Annotated in this window: 24 protein-coding genes; 11 read left to right on the top strand and 13 right to left on the bottom strand. The window is 48.0% G+C overall.

Translation table 11 applies throughout. The features are described 5' to 3' along the window. Positions 1–22 precede the first annotated feature (22 nt). Positions 23–610 (bottom strand): sigma-70 family RNA polymerase sigma factor, encoded by a 588-nt coding sequence (locus NT073_RS11240; protein WP_297373035.1) that lies wholly within the window; start codon positions 608–610, stop codon positions 23–25. Between the two features lie 142 nt (positions 611–752). Between NT073_RS11240 and NT073_RS11235 the strand changes: the two genes are divergently transcribed. Then, the gene (locus tag NT073_RS11235) at positions 753–944 is read left to right on the top strand and encodes a hypothetical protein (RefSeq protein WP_297373030.1); all 192 of its coding nucleotides are present in this window, start codon (positions 753–755) and stop codon (positions 942–944) included. Positions 945–1,052: 108 nt separating this feature from the next. Here NT073_RS11235 and NT073_RS11230 read toward each other — a convergent pair whose 3' ends face one another. The 3 genes from NT073_RS11230 to NT073_RS11220 form a co-directional block, all read right to left on the bottom strand. Next, entirely contained in the window at positions 1,053–2,057 is a 1,005-nt protein-coding gene (locus tag NT073_RS11230; protein WP_297373028.1) for an NAD(P)H-dependent glycerol-3-phosphate dehydrogenase, read from the bottom strand. Positions 2,058–2,454: 397 nt separating this feature from the next. Continuing rightward, positions 2,455–3,870 (bottom strand): efflux RND transporter periplasmic adaptor subunit, encoded by a 1,416-nt coding sequence (locus NT073_RS11225; protein ID WP_297373026.1) that lies wholly within the window; start codon positions 3,868–3,870, stop codon positions 2,455–2,457. Positions 3,871–3,938: 68 nt separating this feature from the next. Beyond that, a complete protein-coding gene (locus NT073_RS11220) occupies positions 3,939–5,438 on the bottom strand; it encodes a TolC family protein (protein WP_297373024.1) in 1,500 nt (499 codons plus the stop codon). Between the two features lie 75 nt (positions 5,439–5,513). Here NT073_RS11220 and NT073_RS11215 point away from each other — a divergent pair, with 75 nt between their 5' ends. Next, complete coding sequence (locus NT073_RS11215) at positions 5,514–6,347, top strand: aminotransferase class IV (protein WP_297373022.1); 834 nt, start codon at positions 5,514–5,516, stop codon at positions 6,345–6,347. Here the strand turns inward: NT073_RS11215 and NT073_RS11210 are convergent. After that, entirely contained in the window at positions 6,324–7,010 is a 687-nt protein-coding gene (locus NT073_RS11210; RefSeq protein WP_297373020.1) for an ABC transporter ATP-binding protein, read from the bottom strand. The two genes, NT073_RS11215 and NT073_RS11210, sit on opposite strands and share 24 nt — an antisense overlap. Before the next feature lie 288 nt (positions 7,011–7,298). Here NT073_RS11210 and NT073_RS11205 point away from each other — a divergent pair, with 288 nt between their 5' ends. Both NT073_RS11205 and NT073_RS11200 read left to right on the top strand, forming a co-directional pair. Next, entirely contained in the window at positions 7,299–7,991 is a 693-nt protein-coding gene (locus NT073_RS11205) for a head GIN domain-containing protein (RefSeq protein WP_297373018.1), read from the top strand. Between the two features lie 87 nt (positions 7,992–8,078). Then, a complete protein-coding gene (locus NT073_RS11200) occupies positions 8,079–9,218 on the top strand; it encodes a 5-(carboxyamino)imidazole ribonucleotide synthase (RefSeq protein WP_297373016.1) in 1,140 nt (379 codons plus the stop codon). Between the two features lie 38 nt (positions 9,219–9,256). Here the strand turns inward: NT073_RS11200 and NT073_RS11195 are convergent, their stop codons facing one another. Beyond that, positions 9,257–10,093: a fumarylacetoacetate hydrolase family protein gene (locus tag NT073_RS11195; protein WP_297373014.1), complete on the bottom strand. Its 837-nt coding sequence runs from the start codon at positions 10,091–10,093 to the stop codon at positions 9,257–9,259. A gap of 87 nt (positions 10,094–10,180) precedes the next feature. On the opposite strand from NT073_RS11195, the gene recO reads away from it, so the two are divergent. Continuing rightward, positions 10,181–10,873 carry a DNA repair protein RecO gene (gene recO / locus NT073_RS11190; RefSeq protein WP_012925799.1) on the top strand — a complete coding sequence of 231 codons (693 nt, stop codon included), beginning with the start codon at positions 10,181–10,183 and terminating at the stop codon, positions 10,871–10,873. 22 nt (positions 10,874–10,895) lie between these two features. Here the strand turns inward: recO and lptB are convergent, their stop codons facing one another. Next, positions 10,896–11,627, bottom strand: coding sequence for an LPS export ABC transporter ATP-binding protein (gene lptB, locus NT073_RS11185; RefSeq protein ID WP_297373012.1), 732 nt, complete (start codon positions 11,625–11,627; stop codon positions 10,896–10,898). Positions 11,628–11,778: 151 nt separating this feature from the next. Further along, positions 11,779–13,533 carry a single-stranded-DNA-specific exonuclease RecJ gene (gene recJ / locus NT073_RS11180; protein WP_297373011.1) on the bottom strand — a complete coding sequence of 585 codons (1,755 nt, stop codon included), beginning with the start codon at positions 13,531–13,533 and terminating at the stop codon, positions 11,779–11,781. A 40-nt stretch (positions 13,534–13,573) separates the two neighbouring features. Between recJ and NT073_RS11175 the strand changes: the two genes are divergently transcribed. Both NT073_RS11175 and guaB read left to right on the top strand, forming a co-directional pair. Continuing rightward, on the top strand, positions 13,574–14,008 hold the full coding sequence (locus NT073_RS11175; RefSeq protein ID WP_297373009.1) for a DUF2141 domain-containing protein: 435 nt from the start codon (positions 13,574–13,576) through the stop codon (positions 14,006–14,008). Between the two features lie 149 nt (positions 14,009–14,157). Next, positions 14,158–15,630, top strand: a complete 1,473-nt coding sequence (gene guaB / locus NT073_RS11170) for an IMP dehydrogenase (RefSeq protein WP_297373007.1) — start codon at positions 14,158–14,160, stop codon at positions 15,628–15,630. Positions 15,631–15,766: 136 nt separating this feature from the next. Here the strand turns inward: guaB and NT073_RS11165 are convergent, their stop codons facing one another. The 5 genes from NT073_RS11165 to NT073_RS11145 all read right to left on the bottom strand — a co-directional run bounded on the left by NT073_RS11165 (position 15,767) and on the right by NT073_RS11145 (position 20,997). Next, positions 15,767–15,985, bottom strand: a complete 219-nt coding sequence (locus tag NT073_RS11165; protein ID WP_297373005.1) for a hypothetical protein — start codon at positions 15,983–15,985, stop codon at positions 15,767–15,769. Positions 15,986–16,304: 319 nt separating this feature from the next. Further along, on the bottom strand, positions 16,305–17,048 hold the full coding sequence (locus NT073_RS11160) for a metallophosphoesterase (protein WP_297373003.1): 744 nt from the start codon (positions 17,046–17,048) through the stop codon (positions 16,305–16,307). A gap of 50 nt (positions 17,049–17,098) precedes the next feature. Next, positions 17,099–17,938 (bottom strand): nucleoside triphosphate pyrophosphohydrolase, encoded by an 840-nt coding sequence (mazG, locus tag NT073_RS11155; RefSeq protein ID WP_297373001.1) that lies wholly within the window; start codon positions 17,936–17,938, stop codon positions 17,099–17,101. Between the two features lie 103 nt (positions 17,939–18,041). Then, positions 18,042–19,583 (bottom strand): DUF1501 domain-containing protein, encoded by a 1,542-nt coding sequence (locus tag NT073_RS11150; RefSeq protein ID WP_297372999.1) that lies wholly within the window; start codon positions 19,581–19,583, stop codon positions 18,042–18,044. 52 nt (positions 19,584–19,635) lie between these two features. Continuing rightward, positions 19,636–20,997 carry a DUF1800 domain-containing protein gene (locus NT073_RS11145; RefSeq protein WP_297372997.1) on the bottom strand — a complete coding sequence of 454 codons (1,362 nt, stop codon included), beginning with the start codon at positions 20,995–20,997 and terminating at the stop codon, positions 19,636–19,638. Between the two features lie 313 nt (positions 20,998–21,310). Between NT073_RS11145 and NT073_RS11140 the strand changes: the two genes are divergently transcribed. Genes NT073_RS11140 through NT073_RS11125 form a run of 4 tightly spaced genes read left to right on the top strand, consistent with a single transcriptional unit; the run spans position 21,311 to position 23,359 of the window. Next, complete coding sequence (locus tag NT073_RS11140; RefSeq protein WP_297372995.1) at positions 21,311–21,997, top strand: DUF1361 domain-containing protein; 687 nt, start codon at positions 21,311–21,313, stop codon at positions 21,995–21,997. Further along, the gene (locus NT073_RS11135) at positions 21,994–22,362 is read left to right on the top strand and encodes a diacylglycerol kinase family protein (RefSeq protein ID WP_297372993.1); all 369 of its coding nucleotides are present in this window, start codon (positions 21,994–21,996) and stop codon (positions 22,360–22,362) included. Before NT073_RS11140 ends, NT073_RS11135 begins: the two co-directional genes overlap by 4 nt. A 47-nt stretch (positions 22,363–22,409) precedes the next feature. Then, on the top strand, positions 22,410–23,063 hold the full coding sequence (locus NT073_RS11130; protein WP_297372990.1) for a hypothetical protein: 654 nt from the start codon (positions 22,410–22,412) through the stop codon (positions 23,061–23,063). After that, positions 23,060–23,359 carry a transcriptional regulator gene (locus tag NT073_RS11125; protein WP_012925786.1) on the top strand — a complete coding sequence of 100 codons (300 nt, stop codon included), beginning with the start codon at positions 23,060–23,062 and terminating at the stop codon, positions 23,357–23,359. The genes NT073_RS11130 and NT073_RS11125 overlap by 4 nt, the downstream gene beginning before the upstream one ends. The last annotated feature ends 38 nt before the right edge of the window (positions 23,360–23,397 follow it).

The following is a 23,397-nucleotide window of genomic DNA, read 5'->3' as shown; positions in this document are numbered from 1 at the left end:
ACCAACTCCTGGAAGTTGGCACTTAGGCTTTATATTCTGAAAAGAACAACCGTTTGAGTCGCATCAGACATTTGTATTTCTGCGTCTTGGCGTTATCGGTATTGGTGTAACCAAACTTTTCAGTTATCTCCTGCATGCTCAGGTGCTGAATATAAAAATCATCCAGCAGGGTTCGACAGGGTTCACCCAGCCGGGTGAGCGAGTCAGCCATCAAATCGAATTGCCGGTCACGTTCTTCATGCATAGACAAATCCTCATCAATCTGCCCGGCAACAAATTCATCTGAAGCGGGGGTTTCTACATCCCGCACCATAAATCGGCTGCGTTGGGCCAACTGCTTTAGCCATAACCGGCGACCAACGGAGTAGAGATACGTTTTGAGCTGGCAATGTAATTCCAGCGAACCACTCCTTACCTTCTCATACAACACGATCAGTGCTTCCTGGTAGATATCCTTGGCGTCATCTTCGCTACCACTGTTTGTGGTTACGAAGTGAAGTACCATCGGGAAATACCGTCGATACAACTGTGTCAATGCATCATCAGTGCCCTCGGCCAACCCCATCAGCAACTCTTCATCAGTTAATATGGGCGACCTACTTTCCTTCATTGAGTTGAGTCATTACTTAATACGGAAACGCCGGAGACGTAACCCAAAAAAAAATAAAAAAAATAATGGGTTACCTTTTTCTCTATCGGGTATTAACGTTGACATTAATTATTAATCACTAAACAAAAACATCCCCAAAACTATGAAAGCAATCACGAAATCTGCCTTCTTTTTCATGGCTATGATCGCCCTGGCTACGTCTTGCAGCTCGAAGAAAACCGAAACGACCGAAACCACCACGACTACCACTGCTGATTCATCTTCGATGATGGCTACGGATTCGACCATGGCTACGGATTCGGCTTCGACGATGTCTGCTGATAGCGCGAAGTAATTTTTGCTAAGGCACAACTGCCGGTAAACCTTACCGACATCGCTATAAACGGTATAGGAGCCCTCTGACGGATCAGGGGGCTCTTATTTTTTACCCCATATTTGCGAGTTATACCAATACCCCTTTTAACACATTCATCTCGCCCGTTGGTGCCGCCTTGTCGTATAAAATATTGTACACAGCATTCGTTATAGGCATCTCCACCGCATATCGCCGGTTAATTTCGTAAATACTTTTCACCGCGTAGTATCCTTCGGCAATCATATTCATTTCGGCCTGCGCCGATTGAATTGTATACCCACGCCCAATTAATGTACCAAATGTACGATTCCGGCTAAAAGGCGAATAAGCCGTTACGAGCAAATCCCCCAGATAAGCCGATCCGCTCAAGTCCCGATGCTTTGGGTAAACCGCATCAACAAAGCGTTTAATTTCCTGCATAGCATTTGATACGAGTACAGCCTGAAAATTATCGCCGTATCCAAGCCCCCTCGTGATGCCACAGGCCAACGCAATGATATTTTTCATAACGGCACTATACTCGATACCGTATAGATCATCGACAGGAGTTGTCTGTACAAAACGGCACCGTAGCAGGTCTGCCACCGATTGGGCACAATGAGGATTCTGTGAAGCAATTGTCAGGTACGAATGTTTTTCGAGGGCAACTTCTTCCGCATGACACGGGCCCGCTATTACTGACATCCGTTCCATTGGTACACCATACTGCTCACTAACCCAGTCGGTAACCAGTTGATTAGCCCCCGGAACCATACCTTTAATAGCCGAAACTACAGATTTACCGTCGAAATGTTCTGGCTTCAACCCGGTCAGGGCGTCACTGATGAACGCGGCCGGAACAGCCAGTATAATGTATTCACTATCTTTAAATGAATCCCGAATTTTGGTACAGACCTTCACTTTTCGAGTGTTAATCTGTACATCGCTCAGGTAGCTTGGATTATGCCCGAATTTTTTGATGTGATCGGCATCGGACGTTTTGCGGAGCCACCATTTAACACTGACGTTATTTTCGGAGAGAATTTTAACGAGCGCAGTGGCCCAACTGCCTCCACCTACCATGGTGAGTCGAATGGGTTGAGTTACTTTCATGGGGTAAAGTAAGGAAGAAAGCCTGAAAACGCACAAATCGACGCTTACATGGATTCAGAATAGGTTTCCAGAGCTGGCTCCATTAGCTGTCGGATGACGTCTTAAACATTCTATTCACCAACCGAAAAATACTACAGAAACGCGTTGAAACTCATTAACGAGCTTAACTTAAAGGTGCATTTTCCAGAACGTTTTCTAGGCATTCGCCAGTGAACGGCAGACTTTTACTGAGGATTTGCTGACGAATGAAGCAGCTTACGAAGGAATATTAAGTGAGACTTCAAACCTATAAGTTTTTTGGGCAATAAAAACGCCCGGCAATGAGACCAGGCGTAATGTAACGTGGCTGAGAAGCCACGATGTATGATTAAAGAGTGCGGCTTCCCAGCCCATTATATTATTGTTCTTTCTCCTCTTCTTTCTTCTTGTTTTTATTCGGATCGCGCTTCACGACAAGTTCACCGTTCTTGAGCTTCTTCGAGACAGCAATGAAGGGTCCCGAAATAATCTGCTCACCCGGTTTCAAGCCAGATATAATTTCAATGTTCTCAAAATCGCTGATACCGGTTTTCACTTCCCGCTGTATAGCCTTGCCACCTGCATTGACAAAAACAATCTCTTTGGGCTTATCTTTTTTATCAATTTGAGTTGCCGGCTTTTCGTCAACAGTACCATTAGAATTATCCGCAAGCTTTTCGGTATCTATCGCTGTAGAATCGGCGGCACGGGTTGTGACTGCCGCAATAGGCACGGCTAATACGCCCGACTTACGGTCGGTGATGATCTCCACCGAAGCCGTCATTCCGGGTTTAAATGGGTATCCTTTCTTATCCTTCTCGGCTAGTAGATCGGCATAAGAATTGTTCAGAATCTTCACTTTTATCTCGAATTCCGTAACCGCATCGGCGGATAGGGAAGCAGCCGCACCGGACGAACTCGTCAGACCATTTGCCGTATTGGCAATCTCGTAGACAACACCTTTAAACTTCCGACCGGCAGTGGTGTACGAATCGACTTCAATGTCGGCCGTATCGCCGAGGTTTACCCGCACAATGTCATTTTCGTTGACGTTGACCCGCACTTCCATATTCTGCAAATTGGCAATCCGCATGATTTCCGTACCGGCCATTTGCGATGTACCTACCACTCGCTCGCCCAACTCGATGTTTAGTTTGGATACCGTACCGTTAACGGGGCAATAGATAGTTGTCTTGCGGAGGTTTTCGTTAGCATCGCGCAGACTGGCTTCGGCACTTTGAATGTTAAACTGCGATGCGCGGACGTTGGCGTTGGCGGCTTCTACTTCTTGCTTAGCCACGTTGAAGTTCGCTTCGCTGGTTTCCAGATCTGCCGCTGATATTACCTTATCCGCAAATAGCTTGCGATTCCGTTCGTAGTCCGATTTGGCTCGAATTAGTCGTGCACTCGACTGAGCTACCGATGCTTTTGATTGCTCTAACTGCGCCCGGCTCTGATTGACAGCAGCCCGTGCTCGTGCCAGTAATGATTCGTAGTTGTCGGGGCGAATACGACATAGAAGCTGGCCTGCCTTAACAGGGTCTCCTTCGTTTACATAAAGGCCAATAATTTCGCCCGATACATCAGGGCTTATCTTTACTTCTACCTGTGGCTGTACACGCCCGGATGCGCTCACCCGTTCGGTAATGTCGAGCTGTTTGACTGTCGCGAAATCGACCTCTGTCGATTTCGGCTTGCCAATCATTCCGGTTTGTTTTGCAGCCACCAAACCACCAACGAGCAGGACAACTAGTCCACCCAATATCCACCAAATTCGACTTGACTTCTTCTTCATGGTTAAGGAATTAGTGAATGAGTAAATGAGCAGCTTGTGTAAGTTCACCCATTCACTAATTCACTAACTTAATTAAAACTAAGCGGTTTATTTTGATAGTAATCCAAAATTTTTGTCCGAAACACGTAATCGTATTTCGCTTGTACCAGGCTGGCACGAGCGCGGTCGAGGTTCGTTTTGGCAATGCTGTAATCCGTTGCATTAATGGCACCGGCATTCAATCGGCTCTCAGCTACCTGAAACGCCTTCTCCAGCGAGGCAACCTGCGCTTGTGTCGCCCGGTACCGATTCGCTCCGGCTTTTACCTGCGTATAGGCCGTTTCAATCTGCTGACGTAGCGTCAGCCGAGTATTCAGGGCTGTTAACTCAGCATTTTGCTGTTGGATTTTAGCCGTAGTGATCCGGTTTCGCGATAAGTTGCCCTGAAAAATCGGAACCCGCAGAAACAGCGACACAGACTGGCTAAAGTTATTGCTCAATTGCGTGCCATACGATATGCCGGTACGATCATAGCCAGGCGCGGATGTGTTGATGGGAATCTGGGTGCCCGTTACGGGGTCCGTAATAAAGCCGATTGTCTGTTGGGTCGATTGCCCGTTAGGCGTTACTGTGCTGGCAGCACTGGAATAAATGGTGTTAAGATTCCCGTTTAATGATAACGTTGGGTAAAGCCCGCCCTTGGCCACCTGCACACCTAAATTGGCGCTTTTGACCCGTAAGTCAGCTCCTTTGATTTCCGGTAAATTTGTGGAAGCAACATCGTATAATTGCTGTACTGTAGCGGTATAAGGATCCAGGCCAGGATCGGGAACGCTGATTGGTTCCACATCAAAATTCTGGTTGATCGGCACATTCATCGCCTGCAATAAGGCTACTTTGGCCAGATCGAGTGTATTCTGAGCGGTTACAATTTCTACTTCGTTACTGGCGAGCGTAGCCCGCAGTTCGTAAAGATTAGCTTCGGGAGCGGATCCGGCATTTACCAACCGCTGCGTACGGTCGAGTTGAGCCCGTGTTACGTCGGCTTGGCGCTGCGCCACCGCCAACTGTTCCGTACCGGTCAGTACATTCAGGTAGTTTTGGGCAATCGTCAGCGAAACATTGTTTTGGGTAGCGTTTAACTCCTGCTGACCAGCCTGAAGCGCCAGTTCATTCTGTTTGACCGTGCTGCGTAACACGCCACCATTATAAAGCGTCGCTGACGTGTTGAGCTGAAAGCTGCTCGAATTAATCGTTTGCTGGACGAATTCGTTGGATTGCGGGTTGATACTACGTCCTCCGTTTATCGATTGGTTACCCTGGAAAACAGCGGTCGGCAGTTGGTTTAGTCGCGCCTGATGTAATTGCAGCTCACTATTGGCAATCGTTAACCGCCCCTGGCGAATCTGAATATTGTTCTGCTGGGCGATCTCAATACATTGCTGTAGGTTTACCCGGGCTGGTGCAACGGCTCCGGTGCCCGGCGATATGGCTGAGCCCGTACTCTGTGCGTATGTTGCCGACAAATTTGCCGTTACTAATAGGGCTACTACAACCCGCATCTGTTTCCACGCCACTTGCATACACATACTATTTGATGGTTCAATGTTACAAACTTACCTTCGGCGCGGCTATCGTTTTGGGATAAACGGCGCAAACTAAGCATGTTTCTGGTTTATAATTCGGATATACTTCTCGAAAGCGATTTTCGACTTTCGATAAACGACCGCGCATTTAGTTATGGCGACGGAATTTTTGAAACGATTCGGTATGAATCGAACCGGATTTGGTTCTGGAATGACCACTTCGCCCGGCTCTCTGCGGGTATGACTGCGCTGCAGGTAACGCCCCCCGAAAACCTTACGGCAGATGCGCTTCACCAAACACTTTTACGGCTTCTTGAGGCTAACGGGCTTACTAATCAACCCGCCCGGATTAAGCTTCAGGTGTGGCGACAGGCCGGCGGCTTGTACACACCCACCACAAACAACGTAAACGTCCTCATATCGGCCAGACCCGGTAATCCTTTTTCGATTTCAGAAAAAGACCGGGCCGCTATTTACGACGGCTTCCGGTTAAGCTACTCCCCTATTTCTGCCTGCAAAACCCTGAACGCACTTCCCTACATCCTGGCGGGTGTGTTCAAAGAGCAACACTCCCTCGATGATGTGTTGTTGCTCGACACGGAGGGTCACATGGCCGAGTGTATGGCCTCTACTCTGTTCTGGTACACCAACCGAAAGCTATACACCCCTTCACTCCAGACAGGCTGTATCAATGGAATTATCCGTCGGCAGCTCCTCCGTCTTGCGCCTGCCTTTGGCATTACGGTTACTGAAGGTCTGTATAAGCCAGAAACACTTCAACAGGCCGAGGCCGTATTCTGTGCAAATGTTATGGGGATTCAGTGGTTGAATCAGGTAGAAAACTGCATCATAAACACATCGATAACGGCTAAAGAACAGCTCTTGTCTTTATTGAACCAGCTTCACATCTGAAGGCTCCAGCCAGCCGTCTTTCAGTCGGATCACCCGCGACCCGTATTCGGCATTCACCTCCGAGTGCGTTACCTGAACGATGGTTACGCCGTCTTTCTGGTTCAGTTCGCGGAATAACTCCATAATATCACGGGCCTGGTCGGAGTGCAGATTGCCGGTTGGTTCATCAGCAAAAATAACCCCTGGCTCTGTGGCCAGGGCGCGGGCAATACCCACTAACTGCTGCTGCCCGCCCGATAACTGCGATGGAAACAGATCTTTCCGGGCAACAATATTGAACCGGTCGAGCAGTTCGGCTACGCGGCTTTTACGCTCCGATCCACTTAGCCCTTTGTACAGCAGGGGTGTTTCGATGTTTTCATATACCGTAAGTTCATCAATCAGGTGATACGCCTGAAAAACGAAGCCAATTTGCGTACGGTGAAGTTCGGTACGCTTTTTCTCAGAAAGCTTTTGTACCGGCTGATCGTCGAGCAGGTACTCGCCTTCGGAAGGTTCTTCCAGCAGCCCCAATATGTGGAGCAATGTTGACTTGCCCGAACCCGATGGCCCCATGATGGATACGAACTCCCCTTTAGCAATGTCGAGTGTAATATTTCGTAAAACGTACACCCGTCCAAAACCCGCCGGATAGTACTTGGAAACGTTGTTAAGTTGAATCATAATCAGTTACTTTTGAAAAGGTTGTGTAGGTTAGACTTGTTCAGGTAGACACGCTCGATTATCCTTCTCTACACTTTCTGAGCTCAATCTAAATTCTTTACTCTGATTGCTCAAGTGACGTGCCAGAATTATAAGCAATTAATTAACAGACGCTTACTAATAAATACATCGTTTACAGCGTCCGCTTACGGACAAAGATATCGTTGAAACCGGACACCTTTTCTCATTCACAATGCAACGAATTTTCTTTTTTTACCATCTTCTTCTAAATCTAAACCCATTCTTCCCATGAAAGCAATCGCTTTAGTAGTTTTTATGATCACTATAGGCATGTACGCCACCGACTGGAAAAAAGAGCGGTCCGTTTCGGGCTTCAAAGGGTTGAGCGTTAACAGTGGCATCGAGGTGCATTTAACCCAAGGTAACGCAGAAAAATTGATTCTTGAGGTACAAGGCTATAATGAAGACCAGGTCATTTCAAGAGTTAGGAACGGCGTGCTGGAACTCAACATCGACCGAAAAGGGATGAACTGGACTATGGGGCGCAACAAGCACATAATAGCTTACCTGACTTTCAGGCAGTTGGACAACCTACAGGCAGGGGGCGGCTCGGATGTTACCGGTCAGGGAACACTGACATTTAACGATTTAAACCTCGAAGCGTCGGGCGGTGCCGAAGTAAAACTGACGCTCAAAGCTGATGAACTAAATATTGAAGCCTCAGGTGGGGCCGATGCTACTCTCCAAGGATCGGCCCGGACGCTGAATGCCAGCGGCTCCGGCGGCTCAGACCTCGACGCACGTAAACTAGTTGTCGACATATGTAATGCCAATTCGTCGGGCGGATCGGATGTATACGTCAACGCCAGCAGAGAGCTGACAATGAAAGCGTCTGGTGGCTCGGATATTTACTACTCCGGATCGGCAAAAGTAGTGGCTAGCAGCAAATCGGGCGGGTCGGATATTACCCGACGAGATTAAAAACAGCGGGAATGTGAAAGAGCGAAAGCGTGAAACGATAACTTTGCCTGCGAGTTCACTCTTTCACTCTTTCACTCTTTCACCATTTTGACACCCACAATCGGTATCCTCGGCGGTGGCCAGCTTGGCCTGATGCTCTTACAAGCCGCCATTGACTGGAACCTCCACGTTCATATCCTCGACCCCGATGCAGAAGCCCCCTGTCGGCATTTATGTAGTCAGTTTACTCAAGGCTCGTTAACCGACTATGATACGGTTTACCAGTTCGGGCAATCTGTCGACGTGCTGACCATCGAAATTGAGCGTGTTAATGTCGACGCCCTCGAAGCACTCGAACGGGAAGGCAAGAAGGTATTTCCACAGCCTTCCGTCATTCGGGTCATCCAGGATAAACGGCTACAGAAGCAATTTTATCGTGATCATAACTTACCCACTGCCGATTTCATTCTGACCGAAAATCGGGCCGATGTTGCTCTGGTGGAAATTCATCAGCCCGACATTTTACCCGCTTTTCACAAACTGGGACGGGATGGTTACGATGGCCGGGGTGTTCAGCGCATTGCTTCCGTAGCCGATGTGGGCAAAGCCTTCGATGCACCGGGAGTGCTAGAAAAAGCCGTTGATTTCGAGAAGGAACTGGCGGTTATTGTTGCCCGAAACGAACGGGGCGAGGTACAGACCTTCCCAACGGTTGAAATGGTTTTTCATCCGGAACTCAATCTGGTTGAATACCTGTTTGCTCCCGCCGAAATTTCAGATGAGATTGACCGAAAGGCTCAGGATATAGCCCATCGGACGGCCGATGCTTTCGGTATTGTTGGCCTGCTGGCAGTTGAATTATTTCTGGATAAGCTCGGCAATGTATTGATTAACGAAGTGGCACCACGCCCCCACAACAGCGGCCACCATACCATCCGGGCTAATGTTACGTCGCAGTTTGAGCAGCATTGGCGGGCCATCCTCAACTACCCAATGGGCGATACAAGTATTTACCAGCCAGCCGCCATGGTGAATCTCCTTGGCGAAGACGGCCACACGGGTCCAGCTGTATACGAAGGATTGGAACATTTACTGGCTATGCCCGGTGTGTTCCCTTTTTTCTACGGCAAAGCCATCACGAAACCTTTTCGTAAAATGGGCCACGTAACGGTTATGGACGATTCGCTGGATGCCCTGCGGGAGAAGGTAGCTGAGGTTCAGAAAGGTATTCGAGTGATAACAATGTAGAGACGCAACCCTTTGCGTCTCTACATTTAAAATTTCGATCAGGCCACTACATTCTCCAGCGTACCGATTCCTTCAATAGTAATTCTAACTTCATCGCCCGGTTGAAGCGTGAAGCTATCGGGCGGAACGATGCCGGTGCCGGTCATCAGGAAACACCCAAAGGAAAAAGAGCACTCGCGGTAGAGATACGAAACAAGTTCGGTATGCTGCCGCTTCATCTGGTTAATGGCAATGCTGTTGGTAAAGGCAGTCTGCCCCGCCCGAACGATGTCCAGAGTTATTTGTGTCTCGGGCGAAATCGGCGTTTCGGGTACGTACAGACACGGTCCCAGGGCTGCGCTGCCATCGTAACTTTTGGCCTGTGGCAGATACAGCGGATTCTCCCCTTCGATGCTGCGAGAGCTCATGTCATTGCCGCAGGTGTAACCCACGATCTTACCCGATGACGTTATAAAAAGCGTCAGCTCCGGCTCGGGTACATTCCAGTTCGAGTCTGCACGGATGCGGACCTTTTGGCCCGGCCCCATTACGCGCTCGGGAGTTGATTTAAAAAACAGTTCGGGCCGTTCGGCGTCGTAAACCCGGTCATAAAAGTTATCTCCTCCCGATTTTTTGGACTCTTCCATTCGGGCATCTCGGCTACGCAAGTAGGTAACGCCCGAAGCCCACACTTCCTGTCGGCCAATGGGTGCCAGCAATCCATTCGTCGTCCAGCTTTGAAATTCGTCGGTTGATGGCGCTACAGCAGTGAGGGTGGTCAAAAATTCGTGCAGATCATCCCGATTGATTAGTTCATCCCAACTATCGACAGGGACGGAATAAAATTGATTTTCTAATTCAACGACAGTGCCGAAGCGGGTTTTGTAGAGTTTCATAGAGGACAAACTAAGCAGTAATTGGTCGACAAACAGACCTATTTATCCCTTAAAGGTGTTATATTAGATAGTTTACTGTCAACCCAGATGCTGCAAAAAACACGGGGTATTGCCCTCAGTTATATTCGTTACCGCGAAACGTCCATTATTGCCCGCGTGTACACCGAGGAGTTTGGCCTCCAAAGCTACATTATCAACAGTGTTCGAACGGCCCGGAGCAAGAATAACAAAATCGCTCTGTTTCAGCCACTAACCTTGCTGGAAATGGTCGTTTATTACAAAAGCGACCGCGATCTGACTCGACTTTCGGAAGTTAAAACGAACTACCCTTTTCAGAGCTTACCCTTCGAAGTAGGGAAGTCTACTATTGCGATGTTTGTGACGGAGATGTTGAATAAAGTTTTGAAGGAAGAAGCAGGTAGTCCTGTGCTGTTCCGTTTTCTGGTGGAGTCGGTGGTTTTTCTGGAAGAAGCGACAACGAATTACGAAAACTTTCACCTCGCGTTCCTGTTAAAGCTCTCTTCATTTCTGGGCTTCGGCCCTGAGTCGGCACGCGAATTTGAAGATCAGCTTCGGGAAAACTCCTATCCTTTCCTGCCTGATGAGGAGATGGATACGGCATTGAATGTCATGCTCCGGCAACCCTATGGCACGCCCATTAAGTTAAGCCGCTCCGCCCGCAACGAACTGGCAGATGCGCTTGTATCATACTATCACATTCACATCGACTCCCTCGGCGAAGTAAAGTCATTACCGGTACTTCGCGAAGTTTTTGGATAGCACAATATGCCCAAGGGCGGTACTACACTTTTCGTTTCAGCTCGAAATGCTGCCCTAGGTATACCCGGCGTACCTGTTCGTCGTTGGCCAGTTCCTCGGCGGTGCCCTGCTTAAGGATTTTACCTTCAAAGAGTAGATACGCCCGGTCGGTGATGGAGAGTGTTTCGTTTACGTTGTGATCGGTGATCAGGATGCCGATGTTACGGTGTTTGAGCTTGGCAACGATACTCTGAATGTCCTCGACCGCAATGGGGTCAACACCAGCGAAAGGTTCGTCGAGCAGAATAAATTTCGGGTCAACGGCCAGCGCGCGGGCAATTTCAGTGCGTCGGCGTTCGCCCCCGGACAGCACCTTTCCTTTGCTTTTCCGAACGTGCGTGAGGCTAAACTCTTCGAGCAGCTCTTCAACTTTTTGTTTTTGCTGTGCTTTTGAAAGATCGGTCATTTCGAGAACGGCCAGTACGTTTTCCTCTACCGACAAATCCCTAAAGACGGAGGCTTCCTGCGCCAGATAGCCCAGTCCGAGCCGAGCCCGTTTGTACATAGGAAGGTTGGTCACATCCAGATCGTCGATAAACACCTTCCCGCTGTTGGGTTTTACTAACCCCACAGCCATGTAGAAAGAGGTCGTTTTACCCGCACCATTTGGTCCGAGTAGTCCCACGATTTCGCCGGTTTCAACCTGATACGATACGTTGTTATTGACTAACCTGGCCCCGTATTTCTTTATTAAATTTTCAGTTCTGAGAATCATGTGAAGGCGTTCACTAAACCATCGGACTAAACAGCTACAGCTGACAGCGACGATTACAAAGTTCGCGGTAATCCATCCTACCACCAACTATTTTTGGCTTCAACAGGCGACAACACCCGTTTATTAACAAATTTTATGGAAAAAGGGAGCCTTATACTTTTATATCCTTCAGCATCAGTTGCAGCGACACATTCCCGTTGAAATGATTCTGATCAACCTGGTAGCAAATAGAGAAGGGGTTACCGGGACGGAGTAAGTCGGCCATATGCGCCATGCCAAAACCAATAGCTGTAAAGGTAGGTCCAGACCGGCGAGGGGCCATATCGCCCTGCCGAACGTTTATTTTGAGGTGTTTTTCCTTCATGATGATCGGCTCACTCACCAGATACACATCCTCTGTCATGAATGTCGGCTGTAGATTATGCGGACCGAATGGTCCCATCTGCCGGACAATCCGGTAAAGCTTATCGCTGATTTCACTAAAGTCCAGCGGTAGATCAATGTCGATCAGCGGAGTGAGGTGTTCTTCTTTTATGCGGCTGGAAACGACTTCTTCAAACTTTTTCCGGAAGGCATCGATGTTGTCCACTGACATCGTCATTCCGGCGGCAAAGGTGTGTCCGCCAAACTGCTCCAGCAAATCAGCGCACTCCTCAATCGCTTCGTACACATCGAAACCCGGCACCGACCGCGCCGACCCGGCGGCTTTATCGTTCGACTGTGTCAGGATAATAGTGGGTCGATGAAAATGCTCAATGCAGCGCGATGCTACGATGCCGATTACGCCTTTATGCCAACTGGCATCGAACAAGACTGTACTCTTCGCCTGAAGTAAGGATTCGTTGCCCCGAATCATCTCCAGCGCCTGTTCGGTCATTGAACTGTCAAACTCGCGTCGGCTGTTGTTGTGTTTATTGACCGCCATGGCGAATTCGTCGGCTTCTTCTTCCGACTCGGCCAGTAACAGCTGCACGGCGGCTTTGGCATGCTGGATACGTCCGGCCGCATTGATACGGGGACCCAGGCCAAAAACCAGGTTAGTGATATCCAGCTCGCGCGAAAATCCGGCAATTTTAATCAGCGCTTTCAGCCCGGTGCGTGGCGACGCATTCAGGTGTTTCAGGCCGTAATGAGCCAGTACCCGGTTTTCGCCCGTAAGCGGCACAATGTCCGATGCAATACTGACAGCCACCAGATCAAGGCTTGGGTATAGCTCGTTTAGGTCAATGCCTTTGTGCAGACAAAAAGCCTGGAGCAATTTGAAGCCCACGCCACAACCGCTCAGTTCTTTGTAAGGATACGCACAATCGTCCCGTTTCGGGTCAAGTACAGCGGCTGCGTCGGGAATTTGATCGCCGGGGCGGTGGTGGTCACAGATAATAAAATCGACGCCAAGGGCCTTGGCTTCGGCTACCCGGTCAATGGATTTAATGCCGCAATCGAGGGCGATTATCAGTGAAAAGCCATTCTCGGCCGCCCATTGAATGCCTTGCTTCGAAATTCCATACCCTTCTTTGTAGCGGTCGGGAATGTAATAGTCGATGGCCGGATGATAACTTTTCAAAAATCCGTAAACGAGTGCCACCGAGGTTGTACCATCGACATCATAGTCGCCGTAAATCAGAATTTTTTCCTGCCGTTCGGGAAGCATGGCCATTTGCAGGCGTGTAATGGCCTTGTCCATGTCCTTCATTTCGAACGGATTGTGCAGATGATTGATCTCCGGTCGAAAGAACGTCCGAGCTTCTTCGTAGGTTTGTACGCCACGCTGGACTAAAAGTGCGGCCAAAAAAGGACTAACACCCAGCGAACTGGTTAATGTTTCAATAGCTGACCGCTGCTCTGCTGAATCGGGCAAAGGTTTCGTGATCCATCGTTTGGAAGCAGGGGGCGGTTGGGCTATCATAATTGCAAGATAAATCCGTTTTTAGAAAAACACTCAATGTATGCTCTATTTGCTTTCGATTTTCACACTCTTCTTCGCTAGTTTTCCAAACCTGGATGCCCCTAAAAAAACAAACTTAACCGTTGAAGTACATAACGTTCGCACGTTAAAAGGTGCCGTGTATGTAGCTCTTTTTAAACCCGGAAAAGATTTCCCCGAAGGGAAGCCCATAGAAGGTAAAAAAGTCGACGCAACGCACGAACGCGTACAAACTACCTTTTTGGTTGAGCCCGGCGAGTACGCAATTGCGGTGTATCACGACGAAAATGGAAACGGAAAAATGGATAAACGGATGTTTGGCATTCCAAAAGAGCCTTATGGATTCAGCAATGATTTCCGGCCCAAGCTGTCAGCACCTAAGTTTGGCGACTGCGAATTCAGCGTTAGCGACGGCGGCAAGACGATCCGGATCAAACTGGATAAAATCTCGGGTTAAAAGGTCCATTTTCCGGTCGGCTAACATATCTGCCTTTGACGGAGTCTGTCAATAAATCGTTAAATCAGTATTAATCCTGAACGACACGCTGGTTGGATTAGTTTTTTTCGTACTTTTGTCCGGCAAATAACACCACTTGTTTATTTGCTATGAGCTTAGATACCAGTAAATTTCTTTACGAGGCTCTCACCTACGACGACGTACTGCTGCTACCCGCCTATTCGGAGGTTCTCCCACGCGATACGCAAACCGTTGCCCAACTTACCCGCAACATCCGGCTAAACGTTCCACTCATTTCGGCGGCAATGGACACCGTTACTGAGTCGGCACTGGCTATTGCGATGGCGCAGGAAGGCGGTATCGGTATTATCCACAAGAATATGAGCATTGAAGCTCAGGCCGACCAGGTTCGAAAAGTCAAGCGCTCAGAAAGTGGGATGATCATTGATCCCATCACACTTCTTGAAACGGCTACTTTAGGCGACGCGCACAAGATCATGCGCGAGTTTAAAATTGGCGGTATTCCGGTTATCGACGAATCGGGTAAGCTGGTTGGCATTCTGACCAACCGGGATCTGCGGTTTCAGCACGATATGACTAAGCCCGTTACGGCTGTCATGACACAAAAAAACCTGATTACAGCCCGGGAAGGCCTAACGCTCGAAGAAGCTGAGACGATCCTTCAGCAGCACCGGATTGAAAAACTGCCGATTGTCAATGACACCTACCAGTTGGTCGGTTTGATTACCTACAAAGACATTCTGAAGAAAAAGAGCCATCCTAACGCCTGTAAAGACGAACTGGGGCGCTTACGCGTAGGTGCTGCCGTTGGCGTTACGCCCGATTTGCACCGGCGCATCGAAGCACTAGTGAAGGCGGGCGTAGACGTGATCAGCGTCGATACCGCACACGGGCATTCGAAGGGTGTTCTGGATGCTGTTCGGGGAATCAAGGAACTGTTCCCTAAACTACAGGTCATTGCCGGAAACGTAGCCACTGGTGAAGGAGCTAAAGCCCTGGCTGATGCTGGTGCCGATGCGGTAAAGGTGGGCGTAGGGCCTGGCAGTATCTGTACCACCCGGATCATTGCAGGTATTGGTATGCCGCAGTTGACAGCCGTTTATGAATCCGCAAAAGCCTTACAGGGCACGGGTGTTCCGGTCATTGCTGACGGCGGCATTCGTTTTTCGGGTGATATTACCAAAGCCATTGCCGGAGGAGCCAGCACCGTCATGATTGGTTCGCTTCTGGCGGGTACCGAAGAAGCACCTGGCGAAGTCGTCCTGTATGAAGGGCGCCGATTCAAAACCTACCGGGGTATGGGGTCTGTAGAAGCCATGGAAGACGGCTCGAAGGATCGCTATTTTCAGGATGCAGAAGATGACATCAAGAAACTGGTACCCGAAGGCATCGTTGGCCGAGTACCGGTCAAAGGTAAAGTCTCGGAGATTATATACCAGATGGTTGGTGGGCTGAAAGCCGGGATGGGGTATTGTGGCGCCATTGATATTCCGACGCTTCAACAGGCTAAATTTGTAAAAATCACCACAGCCGGTTCGCGCGAAAGTCACCCGCACGATATTCAGATTCAGAAAGAAGCTCCGAATTATTCGGCACGATAAAAAAGAGGCAGGGCGCAGGATGGATGATATATTGGAAAACGGTTAACTCATCTATCCTGCATCCTACAGCTATAGTGAGATTAAACTGTGTAATGGAAATAGGGTTAATTTCGCCACCGTAACAAACGTTTACTACCTACCAGCCTGCCAGCGGCCATGTAGAATCACCAGCAGTTGGAGCATATAACAACTCCTGCCATTGGCTTTCCAGCTCCTGAATAGGCAATGACACAGGGCTTCCATCAAATGCCTCGATAGGAAGCGACGTGTGAAGCCCCTGGTCAATAAGTTCAGCTTTACAGATGCATTTGCCTGATGAGCATAACGAACTCAGCACATCCAGAGCGTACTCCATAGTGGAAAACCACCACGAGTATTCTCGCTCATTACCTAGTATATCAATGGTGGTAAAAAGTAATACCATATTTTACTTATCAAGGAAAGTACGAAATTAAATACGGAAGGTCTGGCAAATTTATAAAAAACGATCTATATAAACTCTATATAAACAATATTTTTTGATTTTAAATTTATTTATATAATATTGAGTAATTATAACTATACCGAATAATAACTTTCCTCTATAGTTATAGTACTTTTCTGTATGTGTGAGTTAGTCATTCCATGTTTGACGAGTGGCAAGCCGCTATTGTAAAATAATCTGAACACTGGGCTTAACTTTTAGGATCTACGTAATAGACAGTACTGTTGGTGCCATGAGTGGTCAAATTTATTTCGCGGATACCAACGCGTAAGGTATCAACCGAGAACCCGATTGTATCCTGCTTCATCTGATAAAAGGTAGACGGAGAAATCAGTACTAATAAATTACCACGCTGCACTACTTTCTCGACGTGATAATGACCGCAAATTACCGTTACATGGCAAGGTAAATCGCGAACGAGTTCAATAAACTCCTCGCTTTGCCGAAAGGGGTATTTTCGGTCCATAAACTGAACATCCGCCGGTAGGGGCGGATGGTGCATAAACACCACAATATTGTTGTCACGAAGAGCGGATAAATAGTCCCGAAACCAGGTCCATTGCTGGTCGGAAAATCCCCCTTTTGATGAATCTAAAAATAAAGTGGGCCTTCCTTCCAGCGACAGCGCGTAGTACAGTTCTCCCCCGTGCAAGTCATGCCTTTTATTGAAGATATCGGCTAACATCGTTGGGTCGTCATGATTACCCGGAATCACATAGTATGGAAAAGGTAGTTCGTCAACCTGTTTTTTCACCCATTGATAGATGGACGAGTCGCCGGCAGAAATGCAAAAGTCACCACCTAATACCAAACAGCTTGGCTTCAACTCAGTCAGGAACGCCAGTGCTTTGAGAAAATTTTGCCGAACATCAACTCCCTCCGGAAGTTCACCTTCGGCACCCAGATGCATGTCGGTTAGAAAAGCAATGCGCATGATTTGATGAATAATCTAGTTGTGGGGTGCAAAAAGTCATTAAGCATACGTTACCCCACGCTCTTGGCTTCGTTCCAGTATACATCCATCTCGGCTAGTGTCATGCTGCTGAGTGTTCGACCATTGGCACGGGCTCGTTCTTCGATATACTGAAAGCGTTTAATGAATTTTTTGTTGGTGCGTTCGAGAGCTGTCTCAGGATTTATATCGATAAAACGGGCGTAGTTGACCAATGAAAAAAGTAAGTCACCAAACTCGGCTTCGGCCCGTTGAGGATCAATCGCCATTCCGGACTCCGCATTAAATTCAGCTTTGAACTCCTGCATCTCTTCTTCTACTTTTTGCCACACCTGCTGTTTTTCGTCCCAGTCGAAACCGGCACCCCTGGCTTTTTCCTGAATACGCATAGCTTTTACCAAGGCAGGCAGGGAACCCGGCACCCCGCTCAGCACGGATTTGTTCCCTTCTTTTAGCTTAAGTTGCTCCCAGTTAGCTTTTACTTGTTCTTCGTTTTCGGCAATAACTTTACTACCATTAGCATCCGGATAAATGTGCGGGTGGCGGCTGATAAGTTTTTCACAAACGCTGTTCAATACATCGGCTATATCAAATCGGTCCGGCGAATCGGCAGGTGCTTCGGAGGCAATTTTAGCATAAAAGACCAGATGTAGCTGAATATCCCCTATCTCTTTTCGGATTTCGGGTAAATCATTTTCCAGGATGGCATCGGAGAGTTCGTATGTTTCCTCAATGGTTAAGTGACGCAGGCTTTCCAACGTCTGTTTGCGATCCCAGGGACACTGCTCACGCAACTCGTCCATGATGGTCAGGAGCCGGTCAAAAGCCATCAGCTGTTCCTGACGGCGGGGGGATAATTCAGAAAACGTCATGCGGTAAAGATACTGTAAAAGCAATAAGCGATGTAGAAGAGGATAAACGAAGTAGGTAAAAACTACTTCATCCGGTTATTGCAATCCTTTCCTGTTTTCTCGTTTACACTTTCACCATACGCCTTACCTGCCGCCCAAAATCGGTTTGCAGGCTGTACAGATAATGCCCGGCAGCCAGGCTAGTCCCGGAGAAGTGAATATTGTAATTACCAACATCAAATTGACCTTCCCGGAGTACAAGTACCTCACGCCCGGCGAGGTCATATACGACTAACCGTGCGTTACTGGCCTGTTTCAGGGTAAACTGAATGTCGGTATTATTGACAAAGGGATTGGGGGTATTCTGACCTAACGCAAAGATACCTTCGGTAACCTCCAGCGCCGAATTCTGGCGAAAAATTGGTAAAGTCTCAAAATCACGCCCCAGAATTGTCTTTGTATTGATCGCATCAACGCCAAGATGGTCGCGAAGAACACTGGCGTAAACCTGCCTGAAATCATTTTTAAAGTTCAGATCGCCGTTACTGTCGAGATTATTTAGATCGGGTGGCGTGCCTACTATCCCACCGCGTACCGAATTACCAACGACAAAAAGCGGGGCCGCCGTACCATGATCGGTACCCGTTGTTCCGTTTTGATTGACGCGTCGGCCAAACTCAGAAAACGTCATAACTGTTACCCGGTTTGCCAGATTCTGTCTCTTTAAATCCTTCGTGAATACGGCCACCGCATCGGCTACTGTTTTAAGCAGATTGGCGTGCTGGCCGGTTGTTACATTACTGGCCACTACCTGATTGGCGTGGGTATCAAATCCACTCAGAGTCGTTAGGTAAACCGGCGTTGTGAGCCCTCCGGAAATTAAATCGGCCACAATAGCCAATTGCTTTCCCAGGCTCGTATTAGGATAGCCCACGACATTTTTTCCGCTGTCTGCCTTTTTCTTGATAATATCGGAATACTGAATGGATTGGGCGGCCATCTGCTGTAAAAATTTAAGCTCTTCGCCAGCCACCGTGTTGGGAACAGACGCCGACTCGGCACTGTTCCCCTGCACCAGTTGATAGAACGTATCCGGGCTTTCGAACACCGTAGCCATAGACCCTACCGGACTTTGCAGGAGCATCGACTCTACCGAACCCAGTTGAATAGCCAGCGGTTGCTCCGGCAATGACACGGGATAATCCGGAAATTTATGGGCCAGATACCGGCCCACCCAGCCGTCGTATTCCAGCGTCTCGGCATCGGAGCCTGACAACCAAATATCCGTTGATCGAAAGTGTGATCTGTTGGGCGATTGATAACCAACATTCTCAACAATCGTTAATTGTGCATTATCGTACAATTCACGAAACGAGCTCATTGCCGGATTTAAACCAAGCTGACTGGTTAAGGGTAACACACCCGCTTTAGGAATAGCGATAGTCGGACGCCTTTGATAATAAATACTATTTTCATAGGGTACAACCGTGTTGAGTCCATCATTTCCACCCTGCAATTGTACAAGCACTAGTATATTTCCGTTAGTACCCGCCGTTTCTAACATGAATGGGTTATGCGCATAGGTCCGAACAGGCACCCCCTGTACACCAAAGGCAACTCCACTGGTTAGCAAACTTAATTGTCGTAGAAACTCCTTTCGTTTCATAGATACTCGATAGTTGGACGAATGACAAATTGACCGATGTGGTACCCGCTACTCAGGTCAGCTGAAATTCAGGAAGGCGCATGACCGCTTTAAGTAGCTTTTGTATGCGCGCATCAGCCATTGGCGTACTAGTAGACCAGTTTGCCGCAATCGTTCCGTCTAAAAGGGTATCCAGCAATAGCTTCTCTTTCATAGCACTTGGCGGAATAATGAGCAGTTGAGCAATCACATCTCTGACAAACAGTGGCGCATCTTCTGCACTAGTATAACTTCGGGCATAGTCGATCGGGAGCACCTTAAAGGACAGGGTCTGTCCGTTACCTTTACGTCCATTCACCAGCGAGTCGGAGTAACCAGCCCGCGCCGGGTACGTATTTGAACTGATCCAGTTACGCTGGCCCGGCCAGCCCGCTACATTGGGTGGCGAAAACAAATACTGCTGAAGCATGGCCGACGTATCGGCAAGGTATTCGAAGTCTGGTTTGGTAATACCCAAAAATTTCAGGGTACCAATGACCAGTTCGGTCGGACTTTTAATTTTAGAACCCCTATACTCAGGCTTGAAGAACTCATCGGAAGTCAATAGAAATTGCAGGACAGCCCGAACACTGTAATGCGCTGATCTGAACACTCCGGCCATCTGCCTGACAAATACCTCATTGGGCATATAAAAGACAAACTCTTTGTATAATTTCCGACAAATGAATTCGGCGGCTGCATCTTTGGTGAGAATGATGTCGACAATGTCGGAGTATGTAAAATTACCTGTCTTACCCAGGAACGTCTTGTTCTTATCGGCAAAATTTGATTTTGTGAAAACGGTGTTCAATCCATTCACCGACCATCCTGTAAGCGCAAGTGCAGCCTCCTTAACATCTGTTTCTGTGTAGTTGCCGATACCCAGCGTAAAGAGTTCCATCAGTTCGCGGCCATAATTTTCGTTAGGCGCGTTTTTGTTGCTCCGTTGCCCATCCAGGTAGATCAGCATAGCGGGATTTATTGTCACGTCTTTGGTAAACTGCCGAAAATCACCAAACGCATGCGTCCGAAACAGCGCGTTCTGCTGGTACATGTGTTGCGGATAACTGACCTTAGCCCGATCAGACACGAAGTGATTGTGCCAGAAAAGGACCATTTTTTCTTGCATGGAGGTATTTTCTGTCAGCATCCGATTCAACCACCAGGTAGTTAGCTCCTTGTAACGTAGGCTATTTACCGCACCGTTGTTGGCAATCGGCGTTTCTGTCACCCAACTATTTACGGGTGCCGGTTGAGGTATATCGGCCAGTAGCTCTTTACTCACAAAGTCGCTAATTGACGCATATGAGAGCGCCTTACTTAAGTCGCTGCGGGTATACCCAAAAAGACAGCGAGCCAATAGATGACGGGCTGTATCACTGTTCCAGGCAATCATGATTTACTTATTGTTCCAATAAAACAAGTACACAAAACACCTTACGAGACGTAAAAAAATAAATCCGATAAGTATAAATCCTTTCTGAAAAAAGTATCCTAAAGATATATACTACTCTACCTATATGGTTTACTGATTCACATTAAAATAGTCAGATAGAGATAGGCGATGCCTCTGGCTGTGTCGGTGCCTGATTAATTTAATGTTAAACCAATGGAATTATTTTCGCCTGTATGGTAGCTAGAATACTATTTTATCTTTTACTTTGCACAACAAAGTACTTTACGAAATTAAAATTATCTTTTCTGCTCACATGAATCAGACTCACTTTTCTAGCGACCGCTCGGGTAAAAGCCTCCAGGCTTTGTCATTACTTACACTCACGGGGCTGATTCTGGTCACCACCCGAGGCTTACTGACCGGCAACTGGTGGTTTTTTGTCATGCTTATATGGAACCTGGTTCTGGCCTGGTTCCCACTAGGTGTAGTGCTGGTTCTCCGTGATTTACGAACAGCAGGTTTTCGAAATCAGTGGCTACTGGCGGCTGGACTGGCTGGCTGGCTGGCATTTTTACCCAATGCTCCTTACATCATTACCGACCTGTTCCATATTCGCAACGTCGAACAGCCTTTGCTCTGGTTCGATACAATGACGCTCTTTATTTTTGCCTTAACAGGCTTACTGACCGGACTTTACTCAATCCTAATTGTTCACCGAATGCTTCGACCGCTTATCGGAGTTTTAAGAGCCTGGGTATTTATCATGGGCAGTCAAGTTTTGTCTGGTTTTGGTATTTACCTGGGCCGGGTTGGCCGGTGGAACAGTTGGAACGTTTTAACTACTCCATCCGAATTGACCAGGGCCATTGCCCATGCCTATCAGGATCATCTGAGCATAAAATTAACTATTGCCTACGGCTTCGTTCTGTTTGTTGTTTACGTAGCCTTTTATTGGTATACTGACCATGAGAGCAAGACAAGCCATACCTTTGTCAAATGATTGATATCCGTAAAGTGTTTCGCAGCTTTCGGTTTGCCGGACAGGGTATTCTGGATTTATTTCGCTTTGAGAATAATGCCAAAGTGCATCTGCTGGTTGCGGGCGTAGTGGTCATTGCTGGTTTTGCCCTGTCTTTAAGCCGGATTGAGTGGGCTATTATCATTACCCAGATTGGTCTGGTCTGGGCCGCTGAGGCCTTCAATACCGCCATCGAAAAACTATGCGATTTTGTATCACCCGGCTTACATCCGCAAATCAAAGCCATCAAAGATCTGTCGTCAGGTGCTGTACTTATTCTAACCATTACGGCGGTGCTCGCAGGACTGATTATTATCGGTAGCCATCTACTGGCTATTTTCTTTTAAACCCTTACTCATAATCAATCGATTAGTCAACCTTTTACCTTTATCTCATGTACGAATCGCGCGAACATCTGCAAACGCTGACGGAAATCCGCAGCCTGATGGAACGATCCTCAAAATTCCTGTCCCTAAGCGGCTTGTCGGGCGTTTCGGCGGGTCTGATTGCGCTAGCAGGTGCCTTTGTTGTTTCGATGCGGCTACAGACAGATTTATTTACTGTTTTTTTGTCCAACGGGGCAGGCGATTACCACACCGATCTCAATAAGCAGGATATTCGTCAATTTCTGGTAACGGTAGGGATTATTGTTCTGGTACTGGCACTGCTCTCGGGTACTTACTTTACCGTTCGCCAAGCCCGGCGGCAAGGGCAGACCGTCTGGAATCAATCGTCGCAGCGACTTTTTCGGGCCATGTTTGTTCCATTGGCAACAGGCGGCATTTTTTGCCTAGCGTTGCTACAATACAACCTGATTTGGCTGACGTTTCCGGTAACCCTGATCTTTTATGGACTTGCCCTGCTCAATGGCAGTAAATACACCCTGCGCGACGTGGAGTCGCTGGCTTACTGCGAAATTGGGCTAGGGTTATTGTCACTTTTTTTGCCGGGATATAATTTATTGACCTGGGCTATTGGCTTTGGTGTGCTGCACATTATATATGGCTTGGCCATGTATTACAAATACGAACGAACCCTCACCGCATGAAGACAGATTTGCTGGCACAGTTTAATAAAGCCTTTGAAAGCAAAGCGCGGTTAAGCATCATGTCGGTCCTGATGGTTAATGATCTGATGAGTTTTAACGCGCTTAAAGAGTTACTCGGCCTGACCGATGGCAACCTGGCTACCCACCTGCGTGCCCTGGAGGAATCGGGTTATGTAGCCGTACAAAAACAATTCATCGGGCGAAAACCCAATACTACTTACTCGGCTACGCAGGCCGGTCAGCAGGCGTTTTCGGACCACCTGAACGCCCTCGAAGCCTTTATTAAAGGCTTATAAAACAACTGGCTCCGGGTAAAAACCCGGAGCCAGTTGTC

It is taken from the genome of Spirosoma sp. (assembly GCF_026391055.1).
Taxonomy (GTDB): Bacteria; Bacteroidota; Bacteroidia; order Cytophagales; family Spirosomataceae; genus Spirosoma.
This window is presented reverse-complemented; position numbering and strand designations above follow the sequence as displayed.

What these genes read in the sequence shown, in the direction of transcription:
- recO (WP_012925799.1), top strand. Translation starts at nt 10,181, where the DNA reads ATGCTGCAAAAAACACGGGGTATTGCCCTCAGTTATATTCGTTACCGC.
- NT073_RS11160 (WP_297373003.1), bottom strand. Translation starts at nt 17,048, where the DNA reads ATGCGCATTGCTTTTCTAACCGACATGCATCTGGGTGCCGAAGGTGAA.
- NT073_RS11215 (WP_297373022.1), top strand. Translation starts at nt 5,514, where the DNA reads ATGTTTCTGGTTTATAATTCGGATATACTTCTCGAAAGCGATTTTCGA.
- NT073_RS11140 (WP_297372995.1), top strand. Translation starts at nt 21,311, where the DNA reads ATGAATCAGACTCACTTTTCTAGCGACCGCTCGGGTAAAAGCCTCCAG.
- NT073_RS11210 (WP_297373020.1), bottom strand. Translation starts at nt 7,010, where the DNA reads ATGATTCAACTTAACAACGTTTCCAAGTACTATCCGGCGGGTTTTGGA.
- NT073_RS11130 (WP_297372990.1), top strand. Translation starts at nt 22,410, where the DNA reads ATGTACGAATCGCGCGAACATCTGCAAACGCTGACGGAAATCCGCAGC.
- guaB (WP_297373007.1), top strand. Translation starts at nt 14,158, where the DNA reads ATGAGCTTAGATACCAGTAAATTTCTTTACGAGGCTCTCACCTACGAC.
- NT073_RS11220 (WP_297373024.1), bottom strand. Translation starts at nt 5,438, where the DNA reads ATGTGTATGCAAGTGGCGTGGAAACAGATGCGGGTTGTAGTAGCCCTA.
- NT073_RS11150 (WP_297372999.1), bottom strand. Translation starts at nt 19,583, where the DNA reads ATGAAACGAAAGGAGTTTCTACGACAATTAAGTTTGCTAACCAGTGGA.
- NT073_RS11240 (WP_297373035.1), bottom strand. Translation starts at nt 610, where the DNA reads ATGAAGGAAAGTAGGTCGCCCATATTAACTGATGAAGAGTTGCTGATG.
- NT073_RS11235 (WP_297373030.1), top strand. Translation starts at nt 753, where the DNA reads ATGAAAGCAATCACGAAATCTGCCTTCTTTTTCATGGCTATGATCGCC.
- NT073_RS11145 (WP_297372997.1), bottom strand. Translation starts at nt 20,997, where the DNA reads ATGATTGCCTGGAACAGTGATACAGCCCGTCATCTATTGGCTCGCTGT.
- lptB (WP_297373012.1), bottom strand. Translation starts at nt 11,627, where the DNA reads ATGATTCTCAGAACTGAAAATTTAATAAAGAAATACGGGGCCAGGTTA.
- NT073_RS11230 (WP_297373028.1), bottom strand. Translation starts at nt 2,057, where the DNA reads ATGAAAGTAACTCAACCCATTCGACTCACCATGGTAGGTGGAGGCAGT.
- NT073_RS11165 (WP_297373005.1), bottom strand. Translation starts at nt 15,985, where the DNA reads ATGGAGTACGCTCTGGATGTGCTGAGTTCGTTATGCTCATCAGGCAAA.
- mazG (WP_297373001.1), bottom strand. Translation starts at nt 17,938, where the DNA reads ATGACGTTTTCTGAATTATCCCCCCGCCGTCAGGAACAGCTGATGGCT.
- recJ (WP_297373011.1), bottom strand. Translation starts at nt 13,533, where the DNA reads ATGATAGCCCAACCGCCCCCTGCTTCCAAACGATGGATCACGAAACCT.
- NT073_RS11195 (WP_297373014.1), bottom strand. Translation starts at nt 10,093, where the DNA reads ATGAAACTCTACAAAACCCGCTTCGGCACTGTCGTTGAATTAGAAAAT.
- NT073_RS11125 (WP_012925786.1), top strand. Translation starts at nt 23,060, where the DNA reads ATGAAGACAGATTTGCTGGCACAGTTTAATAAAGCCTTTGAAAGCAAA.
- NT073_RS11175 (WP_297373009.1), top strand. Translation starts at nt 13,574, where the DNA reads ATGCTCTATTTGCTTTCGATTTTCACACTCTTCTTCGCTAGTTTTCCA.
- NT073_RS11135 (WP_297372993.1), top strand. Translation starts at nt 21,994, where the DNA reads ATGATTGATATCCGTAAAGTGTTTCGCAGCTTTCGGTTTGCCGGACAG.
- NT073_RS11225 (WP_297373026.1), bottom strand. Translation starts at nt 3,870, where the DNA reads ATGAAGAAGAAGTCAAGTCGAATTTGGTGGATATTGGGTGGACTAGTT.
- NT073_RS11205 (WP_297373018.1), top strand. Translation starts at nt 7,299, where the DNA reads ATGAAAGCAATCGCTTTAGTAGTTTTTATGATCACTATAGGCATGTAC.